The 22,058-nt window shown below is 70.9% G+C and carries 15 protein-coding genes; 6 read left to right on the forward strand and 9 right to left on the reverse strand.

What is annotated here, in order from left to right; translation table 11 throughout:
• Nucleotides 1–249: 249 nt before the first annotated feature.
• From ABD817_RS18000 to ABD817_RS18015, 4 genes are all read right to left on the reverse strand, one after another.
• Nucleotides 250–5,220: a DNA repair ATPase gene (locus ABD817_RS18000; protein WP_344919119.1), complete on the reverse strand. Its 4,971-nt coding sequence runs from the start codon at nucleotides 5,218–5,220 to the stop codon at nucleotides 250–252.
• The gene (locus ABD817_RS18005; protein WP_344919120.1) at nucleotides 5,217–7,358 is read right to left on the reverse strand and encodes a flotillin family protein; all 2,142 of its coding nucleotides are present in this window, start codon (nucleotides 7,356–7,358) and stop codon (nucleotides 5,217–5,219) included. The genes ABD817_RS18000 and ABD817_RS18005 overlap by 4 nt, the downstream gene beginning before the upstream one ends.
• 13 nt (nucleotides 7,359–7,371) lie before the next feature.
• Entirely contained in the window at nucleotides 7,372–8,001 is a 630-nt protein-coding gene (locus ABD817_RS18010; RefSeq protein ID WP_344919121.1) for a hypothetical protein, read from the reverse strand.
• A 587-nt stretch (nucleotides 8,002–8,588) separates the two neighbouring features.
• The gene (locus ABD817_RS18015) at nucleotides 8,589–9,350 is read right to left on the reverse strand and encodes a PP2C family protein-serine/threonine phosphatase (RefSeq protein ID WP_344919444.1); all 762 of its coding nucleotides are present in this window, start codon (nucleotides 9,348–9,350) and stop codon (nucleotides 8,589–8,591) included.
• Between the two features lie 272 nt (nucleotides 9,351–9,622).
• On the opposite strand from ABD817_RS18015, the gene ABD817_RS18020 reads away from it, so the two are divergent.
• Together ABD817_RS18020 and ABD817_RS18025 are read left to right on the forward strand one after the other, a co-directional pair.
• On the forward strand, nucleotides 9,623–11,206 hold the full coding sequence (locus tag ABD817_RS18020) for a peptide chain release factor 3 (RefSeq protein WP_344919122.1): 1,584 nt from the start codon (nucleotides 9,623–9,625) through the stop codon (nucleotides 11,204–11,206).
• A gap of 174 nt (nucleotides 11,207–11,380) precedes the next feature.
• Entirely contained in the window at nucleotides 11,381–12,361 is a 981-nt protein-coding gene (locus ABD817_RS18025) for a Gfo/Idh/MocA family protein (RefSeq protein ID WP_344919123.1), read from the forward strand.
• 216 nt (nucleotides 12,362–12,577) lie between these two features.
• On the opposite strand, the gene ABD817_RS18030 is transcribed toward ABD817_RS18025, so the two are convergent.
• Nucleotides 12,578–13,126 (reverse strand): YciI family protein, encoded by a 549-nt coding sequence (locus ABD817_RS18030; protein WP_344919124.1) that lies wholly within the window; start codon nucleotides 13,124–13,126, stop codon nucleotides 12,578–12,580.
• Nucleotides 13,127–13,872: 746 nt separating this feature from the next.
• Between ABD817_RS18030 and ABD817_RS18035 the strand changes: the two genes are divergently transcribed.
• Nucleotides 13,873–15,042, forward strand: coding sequence for an amidohydrolase family protein (locus ABD817_RS18035; RefSeq protein ID WP_344919125.1), 1,170 nt, complete (start codon nucleotides 13,873–13,875; stop codon nucleotides 15,040–15,042).
• Between the two features lie 122 nt (nucleotides 15,043–15,164).
• Complete coding sequence (locus ABD817_RS18040; protein ID WP_344919126.1) at nucleotides 15,165–15,332, forward strand: hypothetical protein; 168 nt, start codon at nucleotides 15,165–15,167, stop codon at nucleotides 15,330–15,332.
• A 253-nt stretch (nucleotides 15,333–15,585) separates the two neighbouring features.
• Here ABD817_RS18040 and ABD817_RS18045 read toward each other — a convergent pair whose 3' ends face one another.
• Nucleotides 15,586–16,185, reverse strand: a complete 600-nt coding sequence (locus ABD817_RS18045) for a hypothetical protein (protein ID WP_344919127.1) — start codon at nucleotides 16,183–16,185, stop codon at nucleotides 15,586–15,588.
• A gap of 129 nt (nucleotides 16,186–16,314) precedes the next feature.
• Here ABD817_RS18045 and ABD817_RS18050 point away from each other — a divergent pair, with 129 nt between their 5' ends.
• Nucleotides 16,315–16,887, forward strand: coding sequence for an RNA polymerase sigma factor (locus ABD817_RS18050; protein WP_344919128.1), 573 nt, complete (start codon nucleotides 16,315–16,317; stop codon nucleotides 16,885–16,887).
• Nucleotides 16,868–17,701 carry an anti-sigma factor gene (locus ABD817_RS18055; protein ID WP_344919129.1) on the forward strand — a complete coding sequence of 278 codons (834 nt, stop codon included), beginning with the start codon at nucleotides 16,868–16,870 and terminating at the stop codon, nucleotides 17,699–17,701. The genes ABD817_RS18050 and ABD817_RS18055 overlap by 20 nt, the downstream gene beginning before the upstream one ends.
• 75 nt (nucleotides 17,702–17,776) lie before the next feature.
• On the opposite strand, the gene ABD817_RS18060 is transcribed toward ABD817_RS18055, so the two are convergent.
• The 3 genes from ABD817_RS18060 to ABD817_RS18070 form a co-directional block, all read right to left on the reverse strand.
• Nucleotides 17,777–17,929 (reverse strand): hypothetical protein, encoded by a 153-nt coding sequence (locus ABD817_RS18060; protein WP_344919130.1) that lies wholly within the window; start codon nucleotides 17,927–17,929, stop codon nucleotides 17,777–17,779.
• Nucleotides 17,930–17,994: 65 nt separating this feature from the next.
• Nucleotides 17,995–18,681 carry a hypothetical protein gene (locus tag ABD817_RS18065; protein WP_344919131.1) on the reverse strand — a complete coding sequence of 229 codons (687 nt, stop codon included), beginning with the start codon at nucleotides 18,679–18,681 and terminating at the stop codon, nucleotides 17,995–17,997.
• Nucleotides 18,682–18,939: 258 nt separating this feature from the next.
• On the reverse strand, nucleotides 18,940–22,038 hold the full coding sequence (locus tag ABD817_RS18070) for an AfsR/SARP family transcriptional regulator (RefSeq protein ID WP_344919133.1): 3,099 nt from the start codon (nucleotides 22,036–22,038) through the stop codon (nucleotides 18,940–18,942).
• Nucleotides 22,039–22,058 lie beyond the last annotated feature (20 nt).

Genomic DNA, 22,058 nt, shown 5'->3' on the forward strand with positions numbered 1-22,058 from the left:
AGCGGGCCACCGGTCGCTGACCGACACCTGCTCACCGTATTCGACACCCCGCGACGCCCCGTGGCCGGGCGCCGTCCCGGGGTGTCGGGCTCCTCGTGGACCCGGCGCACCCGCACCTCCGGTGGGGTGGCCATGCCGCGACCGTTCCCGGGCAACCGCGACGACAGCCTTGGACGTCGGTGGAAGCCGCCGGTCAGCGGGCCGAGGTTGACGGAGGGGGCCGGCTCGACGGTGGCCCCGCCCCGGGTCTCACGGTCCGGGGGACAGGCGGTCGGCGGCGTGTTCGATGGCGGTGCTCACCCGGTCGGCGAGCAGGCCGACCGCGCCGACCGCGCGGGTCATCGGGTCGTCCTCGGCGCCGCCGAGGGCCTGGGAGCGCAGGTAGGCGGCCTTCACCTCGGCCCACCGCGCGGCCTGTACGGGGGTGATGGTGCCGCGCAGCTCGGCCAGTTTGAGCAGGTTGGCCTCCGCGCCCGAGGTGAGGGTCTGGGCCTCGCCGAGGTAGTGGTCGTCGATCACGGCCTCCAACTCGGCGTCGTTCATCACCGGGACGACCCGGGCCGCGAGCTTGTTCATGTTCCGGTACGAGCCCTGGAGCTGGAACGGCGGCTCGGTCCGCGACGCGTCCGACTGGGCGGCCGAGGCGATGTACGCCCGGTTGTTGGCCAGCACCACCCGCTGGACCCGCAGCAGCTTGCGCAACACCGCGAGGACCTGCTCCAGCTCCACCGAGGAGTACGGGTGGGAGAGCTGGTCGGCCCGGACCCCCGAGTCGCCGCGCGCCAGCCGTACCAGGAGGCGGATGTCGCCCCGGTCGCGGGTGGAGAGCGGCGACAGGACCGGATTGGAGGTGAGCGCGTTGTCGATGTAGCTCAGCGCGAACAGCTCGTCCCGCCCCGACAGCACGTCACCGAGGTTCCACACGTCGGCGCGGTTGGCGAGCATGTCGGGGATGTGGAAGCGCCTGCCCGACTCGGTGTACGGGTTGCCCGCCATGCAGACCGCGAAGCGCTTGCCCCGCAGGTCGTAGGTGCGGGTCCTCCCCTCCCAGACGCCCTCCATCCGGCGCTGGCCGTCGCACAGGGAGACGAACTTCTGCAGCAGCTCGGGGGAGGTGTGCTGGATGTCGTCCAGGTACAGCAGGACGTTGTTGCCCATCTCCAGCGCGAAGGAGATCTTCTCGATCTCCTGCCGCGCCGTCGCGTCGGGCGCCCGCGCCGGGTCCACCGAGGTCACCAGGTGCCCCAGGGCCGGACCGTTGACCTTGACGAAGATCAGCCCCAGCCGGTTGGCCACGTACTCCATGAGGGTGGTCTTGCCGTAGCCCGGCGGGGAGATGAGCAGCAGCATGCCCATCTGGTCGGTCCGCTTGACGTCCCCGGCCGCGCCGAGCTGCTTGGCCAGGTTGTCGCCGATCAGCGGCAGGTAGACCTCGTCGAGCAGCTGGTTGCGGACGAAGGCGCTCATCACCTTCGGCTGGAACTCCTCCAGCCTCAGCCGCTCGCGCTCGGCAGCGACCAGCTCGTTGCGCCGCCTCTGGTAGGCGCGGTACGCGGGGACGCGGTGGTCGCGGAAGTGCCGGGTCCTGGCGAGGAACTCGTCCAGGCGCAGCTCCATCGCGCGCCCGGAGATCCGGGGGTGCGCGCCGAGCAGCCCCTTGACCTCGGTGGTCAGCGCCGCCGAGGAGTCGTGCCGGGGCACCTCGCACAGCAGTACGGCCACCGCCTCCACCAGCTCCGCCGACCCGGACCCCGACCTCGATTCCAGGCCGGAGCCCGACCCCGAGGTGTCGAAGGCGGAGAGCCACGCCTCGGCCAGGCGGTGGCGTGCGGCGAGGTCGTCGCCGAGCGCCCGCAGGTCGTCCTCGAACTCCCCGCGCGCCGGTCCCAGCGCCCGGTCGAACCGGTCGAGCAGCGACCGCGCCCCCGCGCTCGTCACGAACCCGAACGGCCTGCCCGGCAGTTCCTCGAAGAGATACTCCCCGGCCAGCTCGAAGACACGCTCGTCTCCCGTACCGTCGCCGTGGAGGTCCCGGCCGAAGGACGCGATCGCGGAGCCGAGGGCGGCGCGGGTCTCCTCCACCGCCTCCACCCCGCCGAACAGGGTCCGTGCCCGCGCGAGCGACGTCGCCCGGGTGGTCCACGCCGCCCGGGTGGCCTCGTCGGTGCCGAAGGCCCAGAAGAGCTGGGCGGCGGCCCTCGCGGCGGGCGGGTAGCGGAGCAGTCCCGCGCCCGCGCGCAGCCGGAGCGCGGCCTGGAGGATCGAGGTGGCGTCGTGGTCGTGCACGCCCCGCTCGTAGCCCTCGTCGTACCGGGTCTCCGCCACCCGGCGGACGATCTCCAGCAGCTTCCCGCCGCTCCCCGCCGCCTCGTGCAGCGCCTCCAGGGAGCCCGCGCCCGGGGTTCCGGCCTCGGCGGCGGCCAGGATCGAGGCGGCCAGGTGCTCGCCCCGGTAGACCTCCGGCGACTCCGAGACCGTCAGCTGGTTCCAGAACGGCCGGGTCTCCTCGAAGGCCGCGTCGCGCACCGGGGAACGGTAGTCGGTCCCGGTGACGGCGAACGCCATCCGGTCCTCGTGGGGAACCAGGGTGAGGTCGGCCGCCCGGGTGTTGACCGCGAACAGGTGGCGGCCGAGCCGGATGGTCTCCCCGCCGTCGGTGTAGAGGTCGAGCCGGTCGCGCAGGGCGCGGCCCGCCTCCTGGCGGGCGGACTTGATCCGGCCTTCGAGCTCCTCCGCGCGCACCTGGTCGCCCAGTGCGCGTAGCTCCCCGGCCACGCTCTTCAGCTTGAGCACCATCGGGTCGGACCCGAAGTAGGTGTTCACCTCGTCCAGCGACGTCAGCCCGGCCACCCGGCGCCGTACGCTCGACAGGACGCGCGTGGCGGAGTCGGCGAGCCGGTCGGCGCGGCGGGCCCGCTCGTCGAGCAGTGCCTGGCGGCGCGAGGAGAACGCCTCGTAGACGTCCTCCCGCTTGGAGGTCAGCTGCCCCAGGAAGTCGTCGAACTCGGCGAAGCGCGACTCCAGGTTCTCCAGCTGGAGCATCAGGCGGCCCAGCTGCTCGTCGCAGCGCTCGGGGGTGTCGGACATCGCCAGCGCCCCGGTGACCGCCTGCCCCAGCAGGGCGTACTCGGCCGCGAAGGCCGCCCGCCCCTCACCGGCCAGCAGCTCCCCGCGCCGGGCGTCCAGCGTGGCGCGGGCGCGGTTGACCCCGCCGAGCACCTCGCCGATCCGTTCCAGGATGGCGGTCCGCACGGTGGCGTCGGCGATGTCGAGGGTGCCGACGACCTCGACCACGATCTCCAGGCCCCGCGCCTGCCGTTCCAGCCGCTCGCCGATCGGCCCGGCCTCGGCCACGGTCGCGATGGCGCCCGCGTCGGAGACCAGCCGCTCGACCTCCGCGTGGTATTCGGCGAAGGCGTCGTCGCCCCGCAGGAATTCCGCCGCCCGCCGCGCGGTGCCGCCCAGCTCGGCCGTGAGCTCCGCGTCGAGCGCGTCGATCCCGGCGGTGTCGACGCGCCGCAGCTCGCGCAGGGTCACCAGGTGCCCCTGCGACCGCCGCAGCTCCGACAGCCGGTCGATCCAGCCCCGCGCGGACCTGGGCGTCTCGCCGCGCGCGTGCCGTACGAGCGCGGTGACCTCGGCGGCGGCGGCCTCCAGCGCCTCGGCGGCCTGCCGGGTGAGCGACCGGACCTTCTCGAACTCGTCCAGCACCTGCTCGGCCGTGGCCCGCACGTCGGCGAGCGGGCCGCGCAGCCGGTGCTCGCCCAGCCAGTGATAGTGGTCGAAGACCCGGGAGCAGGAGGCGATCAGCGCTTCGAGGACCGGGGTCGACGGCGCCATCTCCTCGACCATCCGCGCCACCGACAGGCAGTCGGAGATGCCCCGCACCAGTTCCGCGTTGCCGATCCGCTCCAGCGGCCCGGTGCCGGCCGGGCGCCCGGCGGCGTAGACGTCCGACTGGTACGCGGTCTGCCAGACCTGCATGGGGTGGACGCGAGTGGGTTCGTCGGAGGTGGCCTTGAAGACGACCAGCGTGCCGTCGTCGAACAGCGAGTACCCGTGGCAGGACAGCGGCGTCTCCACCTCCTTGCGGATCACGTTGTACGGCAGCAGCAGCGACCGCCCCTCGGCGCGGGCGTGGAAGACGTACAGCACGTCCTCGCCGTTGGGGGAGCGGATGACCCGCTCGAACTCCAGCTCGGACACGTCGGTGTCGAAGGTCTTGCCGACCCCGGTGGACAGGTGGTAGCCGCCGGGGAAGATGATCCCCTGGTCCTCGGGCAGGCGCCGGCAGGCCCGCCCGATGCCGTCGAGGCGGACCACGCCCTTGGTCCGGGTGTTGAACACCAGGTGCCGCCACTCGGGTTCCTTGTACGGCCGTACCCGCAGCAGGATCAGCGGGCCGATCCTGGCGTGGTGCACCTCCGCGTCGGCGAGGCTCTGCAGCGGCTCCGCGACGGGCTCGCGGTAGACGCCCTCCCCGGTCTCGGTGTTGTTCTCGATCTTGATGGTGAGGTCGCCGCCGACGGTCTCGACGAACACCTCGCCCTCGATCGAGATGTGCGGGTGGCGGCCGGGCACGTGGTCGTCGCGGGTGGCCGGGATCCACTCGAAGTCGTGCGAGGGCGGGAACGTGTGGTCGCGTTCCCCCCGGTCGTCGATGTAGGAGAGCGTGCCGTCCGCCCCGACCTGCCAGCGCAGCACGCGCGTGTCCTGCGGGCCGGTCTGGAAGACGGCGAGCATCCTGTCCTCGACGCGGCGGAGCTGGAGCAGCCGGGTCTCCCGGTAGTACCGGTAGAGCTCGGCGAAGTCCCGCTCGAAGCGCGGGTCGCGGAACATCGGCGCGGGGTCGAACCGGAACGCGTTTCCCTCGTCCCCCGTCACGTCCCGGACGAAGGTGTGCACGGAGAAGACGTCCTCGACGGTCGTCTCCGGCTTCATCCCGATGAACACGTTGTAGCCGAAGAGCATGAGCCCGCCGACCGACACGATGTCGCGCGGCACGCAGTTGTTCTCGGTGCGTATCCGCTCGGTGCCGACCAGGCGCAGCTCGGTCCCGCCGAACACCGCGAGGCGCTCGGCGTTGAGCGCGTCGGACTGCCGGGCCAGCTCGGCGGCCTGCTCGGCCAGCCGGACGCGGAGCACCTCGTAGGTGCCCGCGTCCAGCCCCGCCCCCTCGCCGGGGGCGCCGGTGACGGCCTCCGCCGTGGAGGACGTCACTGCTTGACGGAACCGGTGGAGTTGCCGGTGTTGGCGTTGGCGTTGGCCAGGGCGGCGACGGGGACCTCGGTCGTGGTGGCCGCCTGGGCCTCGCCCAGCAGGCCGCGCAGCCTGTCCGCGTCGGGACCGCCTTCCTTGATCATTTTCATCAGCAGCGCGGACAGCGAGAGGTTCCGCACGTCGGCGGTGTCGATCGAGCCGAGAACCCTGCCCAGGTCGGCGGGGAGGCTCGCCGAGCCGTCCAGGTAGGGACCGGCCAGCGTACGGGCGACGTCGGAGTTCTCCACGAAGCCGTCCACGGCCTTGCCCATGGTGATCGAGCCCATCAGCCGGTCGAAGAACACGGTGTCGCCGCCGACGATGTCGATGTTGGCCTTGGACAGTCCGGCCGACACCACGGAGGCCTGCGCCTCGGCGATCTTGAGCTGGACGTTCACCCCCGCGAGACGGATCTCCTTCTCGGCCTCCAGCCGCAGGCGGTACTCCTCGTGGGCGCGGGTGGCGTCGGTGAGCGCGGCCATCGCCGCGGCCTTCTCGGTGAGACCCTCGGCCTCGGCCTTGAGCTTCTCGCCGACCGTCGCGGCGGCGGCCAGCGCCATCGCCTGCTCGCCCTCCGCCTCGGCCTTGAGCTTCTCGCGCACCGCGGTGGCCACGGCGTGGGCCCTGGCCTGCTCGCCCTCGGCGACCGCCAGCGCCTTCTCCCGCTCGACGCTTGCCTCGGCGCGGCCGACCTTCTCGATCGCCGCGGCGTCCCGCTCCCGTACCTGCACCTCGGCCAGGCCGACGGCGGCCATCTCGGCCTGCACGCCCTCGGCGAGGCGGATCTGGGCGCGGGCGTCGAGCTCGGCGGCCTGCTGCCGCGACTCGGCCAGCACCAGCGCCTCACGCGCCCGGTGCCTGGACGCGGCCTCGGCGGCCTCGGCCGCCTTGATGTCCTTGACCAGGCTCTCCTGCGCCTCGGCCTCGGCCTGGATGATCACGGCCTGGCGGTTCCGCTCGGCCTCCTCGACCACGCGCAGGCGCTTGATGCTCTCCTCCTGCTCGGCGACCGTCTTCTCCACCACGATCCGCTCGCGGACCACCTCGGCGATGGAGCGCTTCTCGCCCTCCACCTCCTTGTCCTTGGAGATGCGCGACAGCTCGGTCTCGCGCTCGCGGGCGATCACCTCGAGCAGGCGGTCCTTCTCGATCCGCTCGGTCTCGATGGCGAGGACCCGCTCGCGGTTCTTCGCAGCCACCGCGATCTCGCGGGCCTGGTTCTCCTGCTGGACGCCGAGCTGCTCGTCGGTACGCAGGTGCGCGGCGTGCGCCTTGAGCCGCTCCTCGGCCTGGACCCTGGCGGTCTCCGCCTCCTCGCGGGCGCGCATGGTCTCGACCTCACGCTTCTGCTTGGTCTCCGCGTCGGCCTGGCGGCGCTCCAGCTCCAGGATGGCCTCCCGCGCGTCCACGTTCTGGCGGGTGATCTCCTTCTCCTCGCGCCGCTGGAACTCGTTGGTCCGTACGTGCTCGATGGCGGTCAGCTCGGTGATCTTCCTGATGCCCTGCGCGTCGAGGATGTTGTTCTTGTCCAGGGAGAGCAGCGAGGTCTGCTCCAGGTAGTCGATGGCCGCGTCCTCAAGGCTGTAGCCGTTGAGGTCGGTGCCGATGACCTGGATGATCTGGTCGCGGAAGTGGTCGCGCTGGGTGTAGAGGTCCACGAAGTCGAGCTGCTTGCCGACCGTCTTGAGCGCCTCGGAGAACTTGGCGTTGAACAGCTCCTGCAGCGTCTCCTGGTCGCTCGCGCGCGCGGTGCCGATGGCCTGGGCGACCTTCACCACGTCCTCGACGGTCTTGTTGACGCGGACGAAGAAGGTGATGCGGATGTCGGCGCGGATGTTGTCACGGCAGATCAGGCCCTCACGGCCGGTACGCGCGATCTCGATGGTCTTCACCGATATGTCCATCAGCTCGGACTTGTTGAAGACGGGCAGCACGACGGCCCCGGTGAAGGTGACGTCGACCTTGTTGATCTTCGAGATGATCAGGGCCTTGCCCTGTTCCACCTTGTGGAACAACTTGCTGACCATGAAGAGCATGGCGATGACGACGAGGAGGACGACGGCGAGGAGGATGCCGAGCCCGGTGGAGATGACGTCCAATGTGGCCCCTCGGTTAAATAGGACGATCAGGGTCGAGTTCCGCGTCGTACGGCGTCACCCAGAAGAATTCGCCGGGGGAGTCATAGGCGAATATCAGGGCGACGCTGCCGGCGGCGAAAACCTCGTCACCGGTCTGCCGTACTTGAACGAGAGCGGAGGAGCCGTCGGCGGACGTGACCTCGGCCTGGCCGAAGGCGCGGTCGACGCGGCTCGTGCGGATGACGCACACGCGGCCCACGAAGTCGGCGCGGGAGGGGACGCGCTCCTTCGGGACGAGACGCCGCAGTGACAGGACGAGGAGACGCGTGCACGCCCAGGCGCAGACCAGTGCCGCGACCAGTACGGCGACCAGGGCGGGGGTGCTCGTGACCAGCGTGCCGCCCACGAGGCTCGCGAACCACGCGACGACGACCAGCAGCGAGACGGCCACCGCGGCCGGGACCCCGCCGAGTCCCAGACCGCTCAGGAGGCCGGTGCCCCCCGTCGCCTCGGACCCGTCACCGTCGACACCGCTGCCACCGCTGTCACCGTCGAACCCGAACACCCCGGCCACAACGAGCACCCAGTACGCGATGATCACCAGGAGCAGGAATGTGAACAGGACGGTCGGAAAAGACAGTGCGGCATCGACAAACTGGCCCATCGGCGTGTGAGATCCCCCTGCTGGCATGCTGGAACGCGCTCCCCCGAGCACGTGTAAGTGACTATATACAGATAAAGAATAGTTAAAGGGAATAGTTCCCAAAGCGGGGAAATATCTGCACAGGTTTCTCGGCCACGGGGCTTACCGGCGCGCGAGGGGGCGGGGGAACCATCCGAGGGCCAACGCGACCAGGGCGTGGAGAACAGGACGTAGAAGGGCGGAGGAGCGGGAGCGGGGCTCCGCGTCCTTCGGCCCCGTCCCGGGAAGTCGTTCCGGGAAGCCGCCGCGGGAGGTCAGGCGGGGCGAGTGATCATGTAGGCGAGGCCGACGAGGATCACGACGGGAATGAGCCACACGACGGCCTCGATGGCGAACTCCTTGTACATGGGGAACATCCCTCCGGAGCGGTGATCGGCGAGGAGCCCTGATCTCCGACGATAGCCGCTGCCCCCGGCCGCGACCAGGACTCGCCGCGTACCGGTCCGGCCTCCGTGAGGGCCGGTCCGCACGGGAGGGGGCGCCTCCACATGGGTCGTGCGAGGGACTGGCTCTACGAGGGACTAGCTCTATGAGGGGTCGGGTCGGCCCTACGAGGGGTTGGCCGAGCCGACCACCACCGAGGTGTCCGAGGGTTCCCCCTCGACCACGTCGGCGACCACGCAGGTGATGTTGTCGGGCCCTCCCGCGTCGCAGGCGAGCGCGATCAGCTGCCGCGCCACCTCGTCGAGGTCGTCGACCTCGGCGAGCACCTGGCGGAGCCGTTCGGCGTCGACCACCCCGGACAGTCCGTCGGAACAGAGCAGGTAGCGGTCGCCGATCTCGGCGTCCCGCAGGGAGAGGTCGAGCTCAAGATTGTCGCCGCCGTCGAGGACCTGCAGCAGGATCGACCGGTGCGGGTGGCGGGCGGCCTCCTCGGCGGTGATCCGGCCGTCGTCCATCAGCGTCTGGACCAGGGTGTGGTCGTAGGTGATCTGGTACAGGTCGCCGTTGCGCAGGAGGTAGGCGCGGGAGTCGCCGATGTGGGCGAGCGCGACACGCGAGCCGTTCCAGAGCATCAGGGTCAGGGTGGTGCCCATGCCGGTGAGTGACGGGTCTTCCTCGACCAGCTCGCGCAGGCGCTGGTTGGCCTTGCGGACCCCGGCCTCGGCGGCGGCGGCGAGGTCGCCGGGGCACTCCTGGTCCAGGGACGCGACGGTGGCGATCGCCGCCGAGCTGGCGACCTCCCCGCCCACATGGCCGCCCATCCCGTCGGCGACGGCGAGAAGCCGGGCGCCCGCGTAGGCGGCGTCCTCGTTGCCTTGCCGGATCCGGCCGACGTCGGAACCTGCCGTATAGCGCAGCGTGATCATCTGCACATCACTAGATCGTCGAGTTGCACGAGCTGAGCCGCTTTCGGACAGTTGGGATGGGCATAGGGCGAACCGAGATGTTCCACAATCCACTTAACACCATGGTGGCGCAAGCGGCCTGGGGAAGTGTTGCCACATCTGTTGACACCTGTGGTGGCGCGTAAGCTGTTTTCAGTGCACCAGGCGGCACCCAGGGTGCACCCTAGGACCCCTTCAGTGCCCCCGCACTGTGCCCGGAGTACCCCACCTTACGCATCGCTAGGAGATCAGTAATGGCCGCGATCCTTCAGGAGGCGGCTCGTCGCCGCACGTTCGCGGTGATCAGCCACCCCGACGCGGGTAAGTCGACCATGACCGAGGCGCTGGCGCTGCACGCCTCCGCGATCAGCCAGGCGGGTGCGGTGCACGGCAAGTCCGGGCGGCGCGGGGTCACCTCCGACTGGATGGAGATGGAGAAGGCCAGGGGCATCTCCATCACCTCCGCCGCGCTCCGGTTCGAGTACCGCGGGCACATGTTCAACCTGGTCGACACCCCCGGCCACGCCGACTTCTCCGAGGACACCTACCGGGTGCTGGCCGCCGTCGACTGCGCGGTCATGCTGCTCGACGCGGCCAAGGGCATGGAGCCGCAGACCCTGAAACTGTTCGAGGTCTGCCGGCACCGCCGCATCCCCGTGATCACGTTCGTCAACAAGTGGGACCGGCCGGGGCGCGAGGCGCTGGAGCTGCTGGACGAGATCGAGGAGCGCACCGGCCTGAAGCCCACGCCGATCACCTGGCCGATCGGCACCGGCGGCTTCTTCCACGGCGTGGCCGACCGCACCGCCGACCGGATCGTCCGCTACACCCGTACGCCCGGCGGCGCCACCAAGGCCATCGAGACCGACCTGAGCGCCGAGCAGGCCCTGGCGGAGCTGGGCGGCGACTGGGAGCGGGCCAAGGACGAGATCGACCTGCTCTCCGCGATCGGCTCCGACCACGACCAGAAGACCTTCGAGGCGCACGAGTCGACCCCGGTGCTGTTCGGGGCCGCGCTGTCCAACTTCGGCGTCGGCCGCCTGCTGGACGCCATGGTCGACATCGCCCCCGCCCCCACGCCCCGCCCGGACGTCGCCGAGGACCCGCGCCCGCTGGAGGAGCCGTTCTCCGGCCTGGTCTTCAAGGTGCAGGCCAACATGGACCCCTCGCACCGCGACCGGATCGCCTTCGTCCGGGTCTGCTCGGGCAGGTTCGAGCGCGGCATGGTGCTCGTCCACGCGGCCACCGCCCGCCCGTTCGCGACCAAGTACGCCCAGTCGGTCTTCGGCCAGGAGCGCGCCACGATCGACGAGGCGTACCCCGGCGACGTGGTCGGCCTGGTCAACGCCAGCGCCCTGCGTCCCGGCGACACGCTCTACGACGGCCCGCCCGTCGAGTTCCCGAGGATCCCGAGCTTCGCGCCCGAGCACTTCTCCACCGCCAGGGTCCGCGACTCCAGCCGGTCCAAGCAGTTCCGCAAGGGGATCGAGCAGCTCGACGCCGAGGGCGTGGTCCAGGTGCTCCGCTCCGACGTCCGAGGCGACCAGTCGCCGGTGCTCGCGGCGGTGGGCCCGATGCAGTTCGACGTGGTCAAGCACCGGATGGCCGCCGAGTTCAACACCGAGATCCTGATGGACCGGCTCGACTTCGGCATCGCCAGGCTCACCGACGCCGAGTCGGCGCCGATCCTGGCCCGCCAGCGCGGGGTGGAGGTCTTCACCCGATCGCTCGACGGGGTCCTGCTGGCGCTGTTCACCGACGAGTGGCGGATGCGCGGCGTGATGCGCGATCACCCCGACCTGGTGCTCAACGCCCTGCTCGCCGACACGCGCGGCTGACGTTTCCAGGGGGGTGCGGGCCACACGGGGTGAGGCCCGCCCCTGAGGGCCGCCTCTGAGACCCGCACCTGAGGCCCGCACCGCCGGTCCTTTCGCGGGTCCTTTTGTGGGCGCCCGGGACAAGGCCGGTACCGGGGACCTCCTCGCCGGGCGTCCATGGTGAGATATATCGTCATGAACGCGATTAAGTGGGGAATTCTGGCGACCGGCGGCATCGCCGCCACTTTCACCGAAGACCTGAAGCGCCTGCTGGACGCCGAGGTGGTCGCGGTCGGATCGCGGTCGGAGAAGTCCGCGCGAGACTTCGCCGACCGGCACGGCATTCCGCGGGCCCACGGGAGCTGGGCGGAACTGGCCGCCGACCCCGAGGTGGACATCGTCTACGTCGCCAACACCCAGAACGCCCACTACGACGCCGTACGGACCTGCCTTGAAGGGGGCAAGGCCGTGCTGTGCGAGAAGGCGTTCACCCTCAACCGGGCCGAGGCCGCCAAGCTGGTCGACCTCGCGCGGGAGCGGGGGCTGTTCCTGATGGAGGCCATGTGGACGCGCTGCATCCCGGCCATCCGCAAGATCATGGAGCTGGTCGAGGAAGGCGCCGTCGGCCCGGTCAGCACCGTCCACGCCGACTTCGCGTTCTCCGTCTCCGTCCCGCCCGACCATCGGCTCCGCAATCCGGCACTCGGCGGTGGCGCGCTGCTCGACGTGGGCGTCTACCCGATCTCCTTCGCCCACATGGTGCTCGGCGCCCCCGCCGGGGTGCGGTCCTGGGCGCGGCTCACCCCCGAGGGGGTGGACGAGAACACCGGCGTACTGCTCGGCTACGACAGCGGCGCGGTCGCCCTGCTGTCCTGCGGCATCGCCACGGACAGCCCGGTCACCGCGTCCATCTCCGGCCCGCTCGGCCGGATCGAGCTGCCGCACATGTTCTTCCGCCCCGACACCTTCACCCTGTACCGCACGGACAGCGAGCCGGAGACCTTCTACGTCCCCTTCGAGGGGAAGGGCATGCTGCACGAGGCGACCGAGGCGATGCGCTGCCTGCGCGAGGGCCTGCTGGAGAGCCCGCTGATGCCCTGGCAGGCGACCCTCGACGTGATGGGCGTCATGGACGAGGTCCGCTCCCAGGTGGGCGTCCGATTCCCCGGCGAATAACACAACCGGGGCGTTCCCCTTTCGCGCTCTTGAGGCTTTTCCCGCTCCATGTGCTTGGGGTGTTTCCCCTTCCGTTCCAGGGATCGTCGCAACACCCCAGCTCGGGGAGTGCGATGGAGTTCGAGGTCCGCAAGATCCGGACACCTCAGGGGCGGCGGAAGCCGACCCGTGAGCGGGAGGAATACTTCCGCCTTATGGATCACGGTCAGGTGCTCATTACCGTCGCCCGCCGAACTCCCAGTCGTGGACCTCGATGTCGGCGTACCGGTCCAGGGTCAGGACGGCACGTGCCGCGTCCGGGTCCGGCGCCCGGAGCAGCAACGCCGTACCCAACCAGGTGGTGCCGTCGTCGGACAGCAGCGGCCCGTACGCGATCAGCTCGTCCCGGTCGGGCGGCGGGACAAGGTCGGCGGCCTGCCCGGATCCGAGGCCCAGCACCAGATACCGGTTGCCACCGTCCCTGCCGCCAGGGAAATCCCACATGGTGCGCCCCAGCACGTTGCGCCATCGGCGCAACACCACGTCCCGGTACACACCGGCCTGATAGTTAGGCTCATCGAAGACGAACGCGCGCGCACTCGCGAGATCTGGCAGGTCGGCGATGTGCACGCTGCCGGTGGCCGTGTCGCCACCGCGGTCGAAGGTCGGGCCACGTGCGATCATCTCCGCCGCGTACCGGTCCATGTAGGACCAGTGCTCTTCCAACAGCTCGTCACGCAGCTCCGCGGAATCAGGCCGATCGCGGTGATAACAGAAGAACTCCATGCCGAGTACCTACCATGGACCGCAGCGACAGCCCCAATCTGGTCATCCGAGCCATCGGCGGAACCCCAGTCGGCTCGCTATTCTGGATGTCGCCAGTAAGTGATCATCGTGTTGCGACGATCCCTCGAATGCGCCCCCTTTTCCTGCGCCTGAGGTGTTTCCCGTCCTGTCTGCCTGGAACGTTTCCCTGGCGGACGGGGCGTTCTCGGTACGTGGTGCCCGGTGTGGTTGTTCTTTGTGCTCGCTGCGGTGGGCGGGTGTTCCGGCCGGCCGTCTCAGTTGCTGTCTGGTGTTTCCGGCCTTCGGCCTGCTCGGGCGTGGTGGTTGCGGGCTCTTTTTAAGTCGGCCGGAACACCCGCCCACCTCCGCTGCACGTGTTCTGCTCGTACGGGGTGCGGGCCGTAGTTGCTTGCTTTCCGGCTGTCTTGGCGACTCGCCGCCGCTGAAGCGTCCCGAGGGGGTGGGCTCAGGGTGGATCGCCGTAGCTGAAGCGCAACCTCGGAAAGGAGCGCAGGGCCGGGGTCACGACCCGGCCCAGGGGTGCGACGCGACAGCCGCCCCGTTGACGGCCGTACGTGCCGAGGAGCGCGGGGGCGTTCGTTCCTTCTGAGGGGTTTCTCAGCGAATTTCAGGGTCCTCTCAGGTCGTTCGTGATGTTGTTACGCCGCTACCACCTCCCGATCCGCGCCGTCCCGAAAACGGGACAGGCCGCCCGCGTGTGCCATCCCCCCAGGAGCCTCCCGACCATGACGCCACTCGCCATTCACGCCGGACAGATGTTCGACGGTACGAACGTGTCCGGACCCACGACGGTCTTCGTGGAGGGTGGGCGGATCACCGGCGTGGACACCACGGGCGCTCTCCCGCCGGACGGGGTGGGGCTGGTCGACCTCGGCGCGGACGCGTTCCTGATGCCAGGGCTCATCGACCCTCACGTGCATCTCGGCTTCGACGCCGGTTCCGACCCGGTGACCGCGTTCACCACCGCCGACGACGCGGAACTGCTGGCCAGGATGCGTACCGCGGCAGGCAGGGCGCTCCGGGCCGGTATCACGACCGTGCGCGACCTCGGTGACCGCGACTATCTGGCGCTGAGGTTGAACGCGGAGTCCGGAGAGGGACCGGAGATCCTCGCGGCGGGGCCCCCGATCACCACGCCCGGCGGCCACTGCCATTTCATGGGGGGCACGGCCGAGGGAGCCGCTGCCCTGCGTGCCGCGGTACGGGAGCGGTACGAGCGGGGCTGCGCGGTCGTCAAGATCATGCTGAGCGGTGGCAACATGACGCCGGGCTCACCGCCGCACGAGTCGCAGTACTCCCTGACCGACCTGCGGGTCGTCGTCGACGAGGCGCACCGGCTCGGCCTGCTCGTCGCGGCCCACGCGCACGGTACGCCGGCGATCAGGGACGCGCTCACGGCGGGGGTGGACAGCATCGAACACGCGACATTCGTGACCGCGGACGGAGTCGACGCGGACCCGGCCCTGCTCGCCGCCATCGCCGAGAGCGACGTCTTCGTGAGCGCGACGATCGGCGTCGTCCCCGGCGACTCACCGCTTGTCCTGCCACCGGAGGTCGCCAAGCGCGTGCAAGCCGTCCACGAGGCCCTCAGGACCCTCTACAGGCTCGGTGCCAGGATCGTGCTCGGTACGGACGCCGGCATCATGCCGGTCAAGCCGCACGACGTGCTGCCGTACGCCATCTCCCAGTTCACCGCGGAAGGTCCGTCCTCCCTGGAGGCGCTCACGGCGGCGACCAGCCTGGCCGCTCAGGCGTGCGGGGTTTCCGACCGGAAGGGACGGATCGCGGTGGGCGCGGACGCCGACCTGCTGGCAGTGACCGGGAATCCCCTTGAGGATCTCGACCGGCTCCGAGACGTCCGAGCGGTCTTCCGCGCGGGCGTCCGGGTCAGATGACTCGTTCGGGGTGGAGCTGGTCGAGGAAGGCGCCGTCGGCCCGGTCAGCACCGTCCACGCCGACTTCGGGTTCTCCGTCTCCCTCCCGCCCGACCATCGGCTCCGCAACCCGGCACTCGGGCATGCTGCACGAGGCGACCGAGGCGATGCGCTGCCTGCGCGAGGGCCTGCTGGAGAGCCCGCTCATGCCCTGGCAGGCGACCCTCGACGTGATGGGCGTCATGGACGAGGTCCGCTCGCAGTCGGGCGTCCGCTTCCCCGGCGAAGGACCTTTCCCGGCGCACGACTGACCAGGGCGTTCTCCCGGTTTCCCGGTTGTGACGCCTCCCGGTCATCCGGTATGACGCGCGCCGTCCTCGGCTCGCCCGGCCCGCCGATTCCGAACGCTTGACGGCAGGCCGGGTCCCCTCTCGCGCCCGGCGCGCGAGCCACTCCGCACCGGGCGCTCCATATGTCTCGTCCGCCGGTCGGCCGTTTGCCGTGGCGGCCGCTAGTTTCGAGGGCGATGAGGTCGGGACGTGCTGTCCGCGGCGTCGGGGCGGCTCAGAGGTGCAGGGTGGTCGACGCGGTGCCGATTCGCAGGCCCCCCGAGAACAGGTGGGTCTTCAGCGTCTTGTTCAGCGCATCCGCCGCGACGGCGGTCAGCTTGACCCGGATGTTGCGGGCGTGCACGACCGAGCCGTCCACGTTGAGCTTGGCGGCCGACAGGTCGAGGTCGAAGACCGGAACGCGGGTCTTGGGGTCGTCGTTGACGTTGCCACTGATCCTGCCCTTGGCCAGGTCGATGACGAAGTCACCGACCTTGAGACGCTTGCCGTTCTTCACGTTGACGAACGCCAGGTCGCCGCGGTGCTCGACCTTCCCGCCCAGCGGGTCGACCGAGGCCTGGCCACCGGTGACCGGGTAGCGGAAGGAGAGGGCCAGGTTGTCGCCGGAGACGTGGACGCCGGTTTTGCCGGGAGAGGTGGCGTAAGCGGAGATCCCGTTCTCCAGAAGGACCTTGCCCAGGCCTCGGACCGTGGTGACCTTGGTCTCGCCGCCCTTGACGGGCGCGGTCGTGGCAGCCGAGGCCGGAGCCTGGAGGGGGAGGACGAGCAGGGCGGCGCAGGCCGCGACCGAACTCAGCGTGCGAAGGAAGCGCATGGTAGGTTTGCCTTTCCTTGGACCGACATCACCCCCTCTTCTTGGGCCAGGTGCCGCGTGGATGCACCTTTACTCCCCGTTTGTCGCCGAAGAAATGAATGACGATTGTCCCGACCACCCCGACCGGACATGTCGCACAAAACTAACGACGACAGGACCGGGCTAGACGAGGAAGCCCTGGCCGCCGGCCTGCGCGGTGGAGACGAGCGCTGCCTGGCCGAGGCGTACCGCCGATGGGCCCCGATGGTCTACACGCTCGCGCTGCGCTCGCTGCGGCACGCCGCCGACGCCGAGGACGTCACCCAGCAGGTGTTCATCGCCGCGTGGAAGGGCAGGGTCGGCTACGACGCCGAGGCCGGATCCCTGGCCGCCTGGCTCACCGGCATCACCCGGCACAAGGTCGCCGACCGCTGGAGGATGATCCAACGGGAGCAGAAGATCACCCACACCGTGGGCTCCGCGGTTCAGGAGCCCCCCGCCCTGGACGCGGTGACCGACGGTGTCCTGCTGACCGACGAGCTGAACAAGTTGGGCGAGCCACGACGTACCATCCTTGAACTGGCCTTTTACCAGCAGCTCACGCACATCGAGATCGCCGCCAAGCTGGATCTGCCGCTGGGAACGGTCAAGAGTCACATCAGCCGAGGGCTCGACCGGCTGCGCCGACGTCTGGGGGTGAACGGTGCATCATCTGAACGATGACACGCTCGCGCTGATCGCCCTGGGAGAGGAGAGCGATCCCGCGCACCTGGCCACCTGCCCGGACTGCCGCGAACGCCTCGACGGGCTCGTCCAGGTCGTCCTCGCCGTCCGGCAGGGACCACTGGAGCATCCCGGCCCCGGTGTGTGGGAGGGGGTGCGCGCGGAGCTCGGCCTCTCTCCCGGTCTCCTGCCCGGACCCGCCGTCCCACCCGCTCCCGCCGCCCCGCTCGTTCAGGCCGAGTCGGCTCCGCCCGGCCCGGCGTCCACCGGTCCGGGCGCTCAGGCGGCCCCGGCCGCTCCCGCCGCCCCCACGCGGCCCCGCCCGTTCCGTTCCTTCCGCGAAGCGGGCGGAGGGGGGGCGAGCTCGCGTGCCGGCCGGCGCGTCCGGCTGCTCGCCGCCGTGGCCGCCGGTCTGGCCGTGGGTCTGGTCGCCGGGATCGGTGGCACGCTCCTCTTCCAGAGGCCGGCTCCGGATCGTGACACCGTCGTGGCCCAGACGGTGCTCGGCGCCCTGCCGGGCAAGCGGGGGGACGGCGTGGCGGAACTCCGGACCGGAGCGGGCGGCGATCGCCTGCAGGTCCGTCTCAGCGGACTGCCCGCGCCCGACGGCTTCTACGAGGTCTGGCTGCTCGACCGGGCCGCCCAGCGGATGATCTCGCTCGGACCCCTGGGCCCTTCGGGACAGGCCTCCTACTCCCTGCCCGCCGACATCAGGACCAGCGACTACCCGGTGGTGGACGTCTCCCGCGAACCGCTCGACGGGAATCCCGGGCACTCCTCCGACAGTTTCCTGCGCGGCACCCTGCACGGATAGGAGCCGAGCCCGCCGCGTCGGCGGCGGGCTCGGCTCGCGTGTTCGCGCGGAACCCGGGGCTGAGCGCCGATGACCTCACCCGCGACCGGGCTTCCGCGCGCCCCGCGCCGTCTCGGCGAACGCGGATTCGTCCTGCTCGAAGGCGAACGGCGGACCTTCCAGCACATCGCCGCCAGTCCCGGCCGAATCGGCGGCCTCGGCGGCCTCGGCGGCATCGCCCGCGCTCACCCGTTTCGAGCACGACCACCCACCGGAGATCCACCGAGGTCACGTCACCCCGCGCCCGCCGGGAGTTAGACGAGGCGCCAGTCGTGGCGTTCCAGGAAGGCGCGCTCGCCGGTGGCGTACTCGGTGAAGGCGTCCTGGACCGCCCCCAGGTCCGGGACGTGGGTGCGGAACATCCGGTTCCTGACGCTGTCCTTGTACTCCAGCTCGTAGCCCGAGCTCTCCGGGGAGCTCTGCACGAAGTGCTCGCCGAAGACGACCAGGGCCGTGAACGGGTTCTGCGGGGACATGGTGGCGAGCGCGTCGGAGATGAGCTGGAGGTCGGGGCCGACCACGATCATCCCGTCGCCCGTGCGCATCTCCATGGTCGGGTAGACGCCTCGCGGAGACAGGTTGTGCACCAGGCCGCGCTGCGGGTCGTAGCAGACCAGGCCGCACTCGGTGGCCAGGGCGAAGACCTCGGCGGACACCTCGTCGGCCCGCTCCAGGTCCACGCCGACCAGGACGTGGTCCGGGGAGAGCCACTCGGCCCCGGGCAGCCGATCGGCGAACGCCGTCACCCCGGGGTGCGTCTCAACGTCCTCCCGCCCTCCGGGGCGGGGATCCGCGTCATGCGGGAGCGTCGCCTCCGGCTCCCCGGGAGGAGCAGCCCAGGCGTCCTCCCGATCGCCGTGGCGGAGAGCCTGGAAGACGTTCTCCGCGTGTTCCCTGGTGATCGGTTTGGGCTCGTACCAGACGGCCAGTTCGAAACTCACGGTTCCATTGTCCTCCGGGTGCCTTTCCCGGTGGAAAGGGCCGGACCGATCGGATGATCGGCCCGGAGGACGTGCCGGTGGCCGGGGTGTTCACGACACGCGGGGAGGGCCGGCCCCTGTATGGCCCTGCCGGTGACGAGCCCGGCGTACCCGCGCTCATCCTCTACGGATCGTGAAGCTTCGAACGACCACGTGATTCTCCTGCCATCCGGACGCTACGGAGCGACTGCATATTTTCCGCATATGCCGGAAAGCTGATCAGGGGGAGCCGGTGATCGAGGATCCGAGGAGACCGGCCAGGTTGTCCGCCTTCGCCCTGTCCCCGATGAGGGTGAAGAGCTCGTGGGCCTCGCGCCAGCACCTTACGGCCCTCTCCCTGTCGCCGGCCGCCACGTGGGCGAGGCCGAGGCTGCGGAGCGCGCCTCCCAGGTACGTCGTCCAGCTGCGGGTCCGCCACAGCGCCACGGACTCCGTCAGGCGTTCGACCGCTCGCGCGTGGTCGCCGTCGGCGCGGTCGAGGTCGCCGAGGATCCAGAGGGCGTCGGCCAGGTGGTGGGTGAGGTTGTAGCGGCGGCTGAGCTCCTCCACGGTGTCGGCGGTGGGCCTCGCCCGCTCGTCGCCGTCGCCGTTGTAGAGCTTCGCCAGCGTGACCAGGGTCATCGCCTCCGACGCCGGGTCCCTCGCCACCCGGGACATGACGAGCGAGCGGTTGAGACAGTGTTCCGCCGGCTCGGACTGGCCGGTCTCGACGTACGCGAGGCCGAGGAACTGCAGGGACGTCGCCTCGAAGCGCGGGTTTCCCAGCGTCTCGGCCACCCTCAGCGCGCTCACCAGGTGCGGGATCGCCGAGAGGACGTCCCGCTGGCCGTGCGTGATGCCGAGGGCGAGGTGGGCACGCGCCCGGCCGCCGAGGTGGCCGGTCTCCTCCGCGAGGCGCAGCGCCGTCTCCGCCGACTCCACGGCCGGTTCGACGAATCCCTGCGCGGCCAGGCCCCAGGCGCACATCACGTGGGCGTCCGACAGCCCGCGCAACTCGCCGACCTCGGTGAACATCTCAGCGAGCCGGACGGCGTTGGTGTGCAGCGCCACCATGGCGCCGCCCTCGTGCTCGACGCCGGTCCAGGTGGTCACGTCGAGCAGCCCGCGCAGCATGACGGCCTCGCCGAGCAGGTTTCCCGCCGTACGGCAGGCCAGCATGGCCCGCTCGTTGAGGCGCCGGCACTCGGAGAAGAACCCGTGCGAGTCGAAGTAGCGTTCGAGGCACCCCGCGAGGTCCCAGGCGAAGTCGTCGAGCGCGAGGGCGCAGGCCTGCTCGATGAGACCGGCCAGCGCGGTCCGTTCGGCGTTGAACCAGGCGAGGGGGTCGCGCAGGAGGGACGCGGCGATGTCCCCGGGCAGTGCCCGGCGCGGCGCCGGGCCGTGGAGCACGGCGTAGCAGGCGCCGTGGACGTGCTCCATGGCCTGTTCCGCCAGCCAGAGCCACGCGCCGAACGCCCGGGTCGTCGCGAGCAGCAGTTCGGCGGGCTCCTCCTCGGCCTCCGCGCGCTCGCGGGCGTACAGCCGGACGAGGTCGTGGAAGCGGTAGCGGGCCTGCCCGGTGGCGTCGATCCCGGAGATGGTGGCGAGCTGCGCGTCCACCAGGAACTCCAGGTACGTCTGTCCCTCCTCGTCCGGGCAGTCGAGCAGCGCGGCGGGAACCCAGCTCGCGAAGCCGGGGACGTCGAGGAGGCCGAGCAGCCGGAAGGCGCGCCGCGCGTTCTCGGGGAGACCGACGTAGCTCAGGGCCAGGCTCGCCCTGACCGCGTGGTCGCCGACGATCAGCTGGTCGAGGCGCCCGCGCTCGTCGCCGAGCCGCCCGACGAGCCAGGCGACGCTCTGCCGGGGGCGGGCGGCCAGCCGCGCGCCCGCGACGCGCACGGCGAGCGGGATGCGGTCACACAGCCAGACGAGCTCGGTGGCGGCGGAGAGCTGCGCGGCGACGCGGTCGTGCCCGATCATCCGCGAGAGCAGCTCCACGGCCTCCTGGGTGCTCAGGACGTCCAGTTCGACCGGTCGCACGCCCTCCAGCCCGGAGAGCCTCGCGCGGCTCGTGACGATCACGGCGCAGCCGGAGACACCGGGGAGCAGGGGTCTGACCTGCTGTTCCGACGCCGCGTTGTCGAGGACGATCAGGACGTTCGCGCGGGCCAGGCGGCTGCGGTACAGCGCGGCGCGGGCCTCGACCGACTCCGGGATGCTCGACCCGGGTACGCCCAGCGCGACCAGGAACCGCCCGAGCACGTGGCCGGGATGCGCCTGCTCCTCCTCGTGCGCGCCGTGCAGGTCGACGTAGAGCTGCCCTCCGGGAAACCTCCCGGCCAGCCGGTGCGCCACGTGCACCGCCAGCGCCGTCTTGCCGATGCCGCCCATTCCCGTGATGACCGAGACGGTCGTCGCGGAACGCTCGTCCAGCCGCGCGACGAGCTCCCTGACGTGCTCCTCGCGGCCCGCGAAGTCGGCGATGTTCATCGGCAGCTCCGCGGGGGGTTCGCGCGGCTCGGCCGAACCCCATCCGGCTCTCGCCTGCCCGTCCCGCTCGTTCCTCGCGGGCTCCTTGACGGGGCCGCTCGCGACGTGCCCGGAGGCCGCCCGCTCCCCGGTCAGGATCAGCTGGTGGAGGTCGCGCAGGCCGTCGCCGGGTTCGACGCCCAGTTCCTCGTTCAGGAGGCGCCGGGTGTCGGCGTACACCGTCAGCGCCTCGGAACTCCGGCCGACACGGGTGAGCGCCACCATGAGGTGTGCCCGCAGGCGCTCGCGGAGCGGGTGCGCGTTCATGTGGCCGGTGAGCTCGGCGACGAGCTCGGGCTGGAACCTCACCGCGAGGTCGGCCTCGACGCGGTCCTCCAGGGTGGACAGCCGCAGCTCCTCCAGGCGCGCTGCCTCGCCGGAGAGGTCCTCGACGAACCGCAGGTCGGCGTACGGGGGGCCGCGCCACAGCCGCAGGGCCTGGTGGAGGAGGTCGGCGGCCTCGTGGTGGTCGCCGTGCAGGAGCGCGTCGCGGCCCTCCTTGGCCAGTGACTGGAACCGGTGGACGTCCAGCTCGCCGGGGTGCACGACCAGCAGGTAGCCGCCGTGGCGGCGCAGGATCCGGTCATGGCCCAGGGCCCGGCGGATACGGGAGGCGTACAGGCGCAGGTTGTTCCCGGCCGTCTTCGGCGGGGACCCGCTCCAGAGGGCGTCCGTCATCAGGTCGTCGCCGACGGACCGGTTGGCGTGGTGGAGCAGCATCGCGAGCAGTGCCCTCTGCTTGCTCCCGCCCAGCGGAAGCGGCCGGTGGTCGGACCTCACCTCGACCGGCCCCAGGACGGAGAAGTCCATACCACTCCCCCGGAAGGCTT

The organism is Streptosporangium oxazolinicum, assembly GCF_039537505.1.
In the GTDB taxonomy this organism is placed as follows: domain Bacteria; phylum Actinomycetota; class Actinomycetes; order Streptosporangiales; family Streptosporangiaceae; genus Streptosporangium; species Streptosporangium oxazolinicum.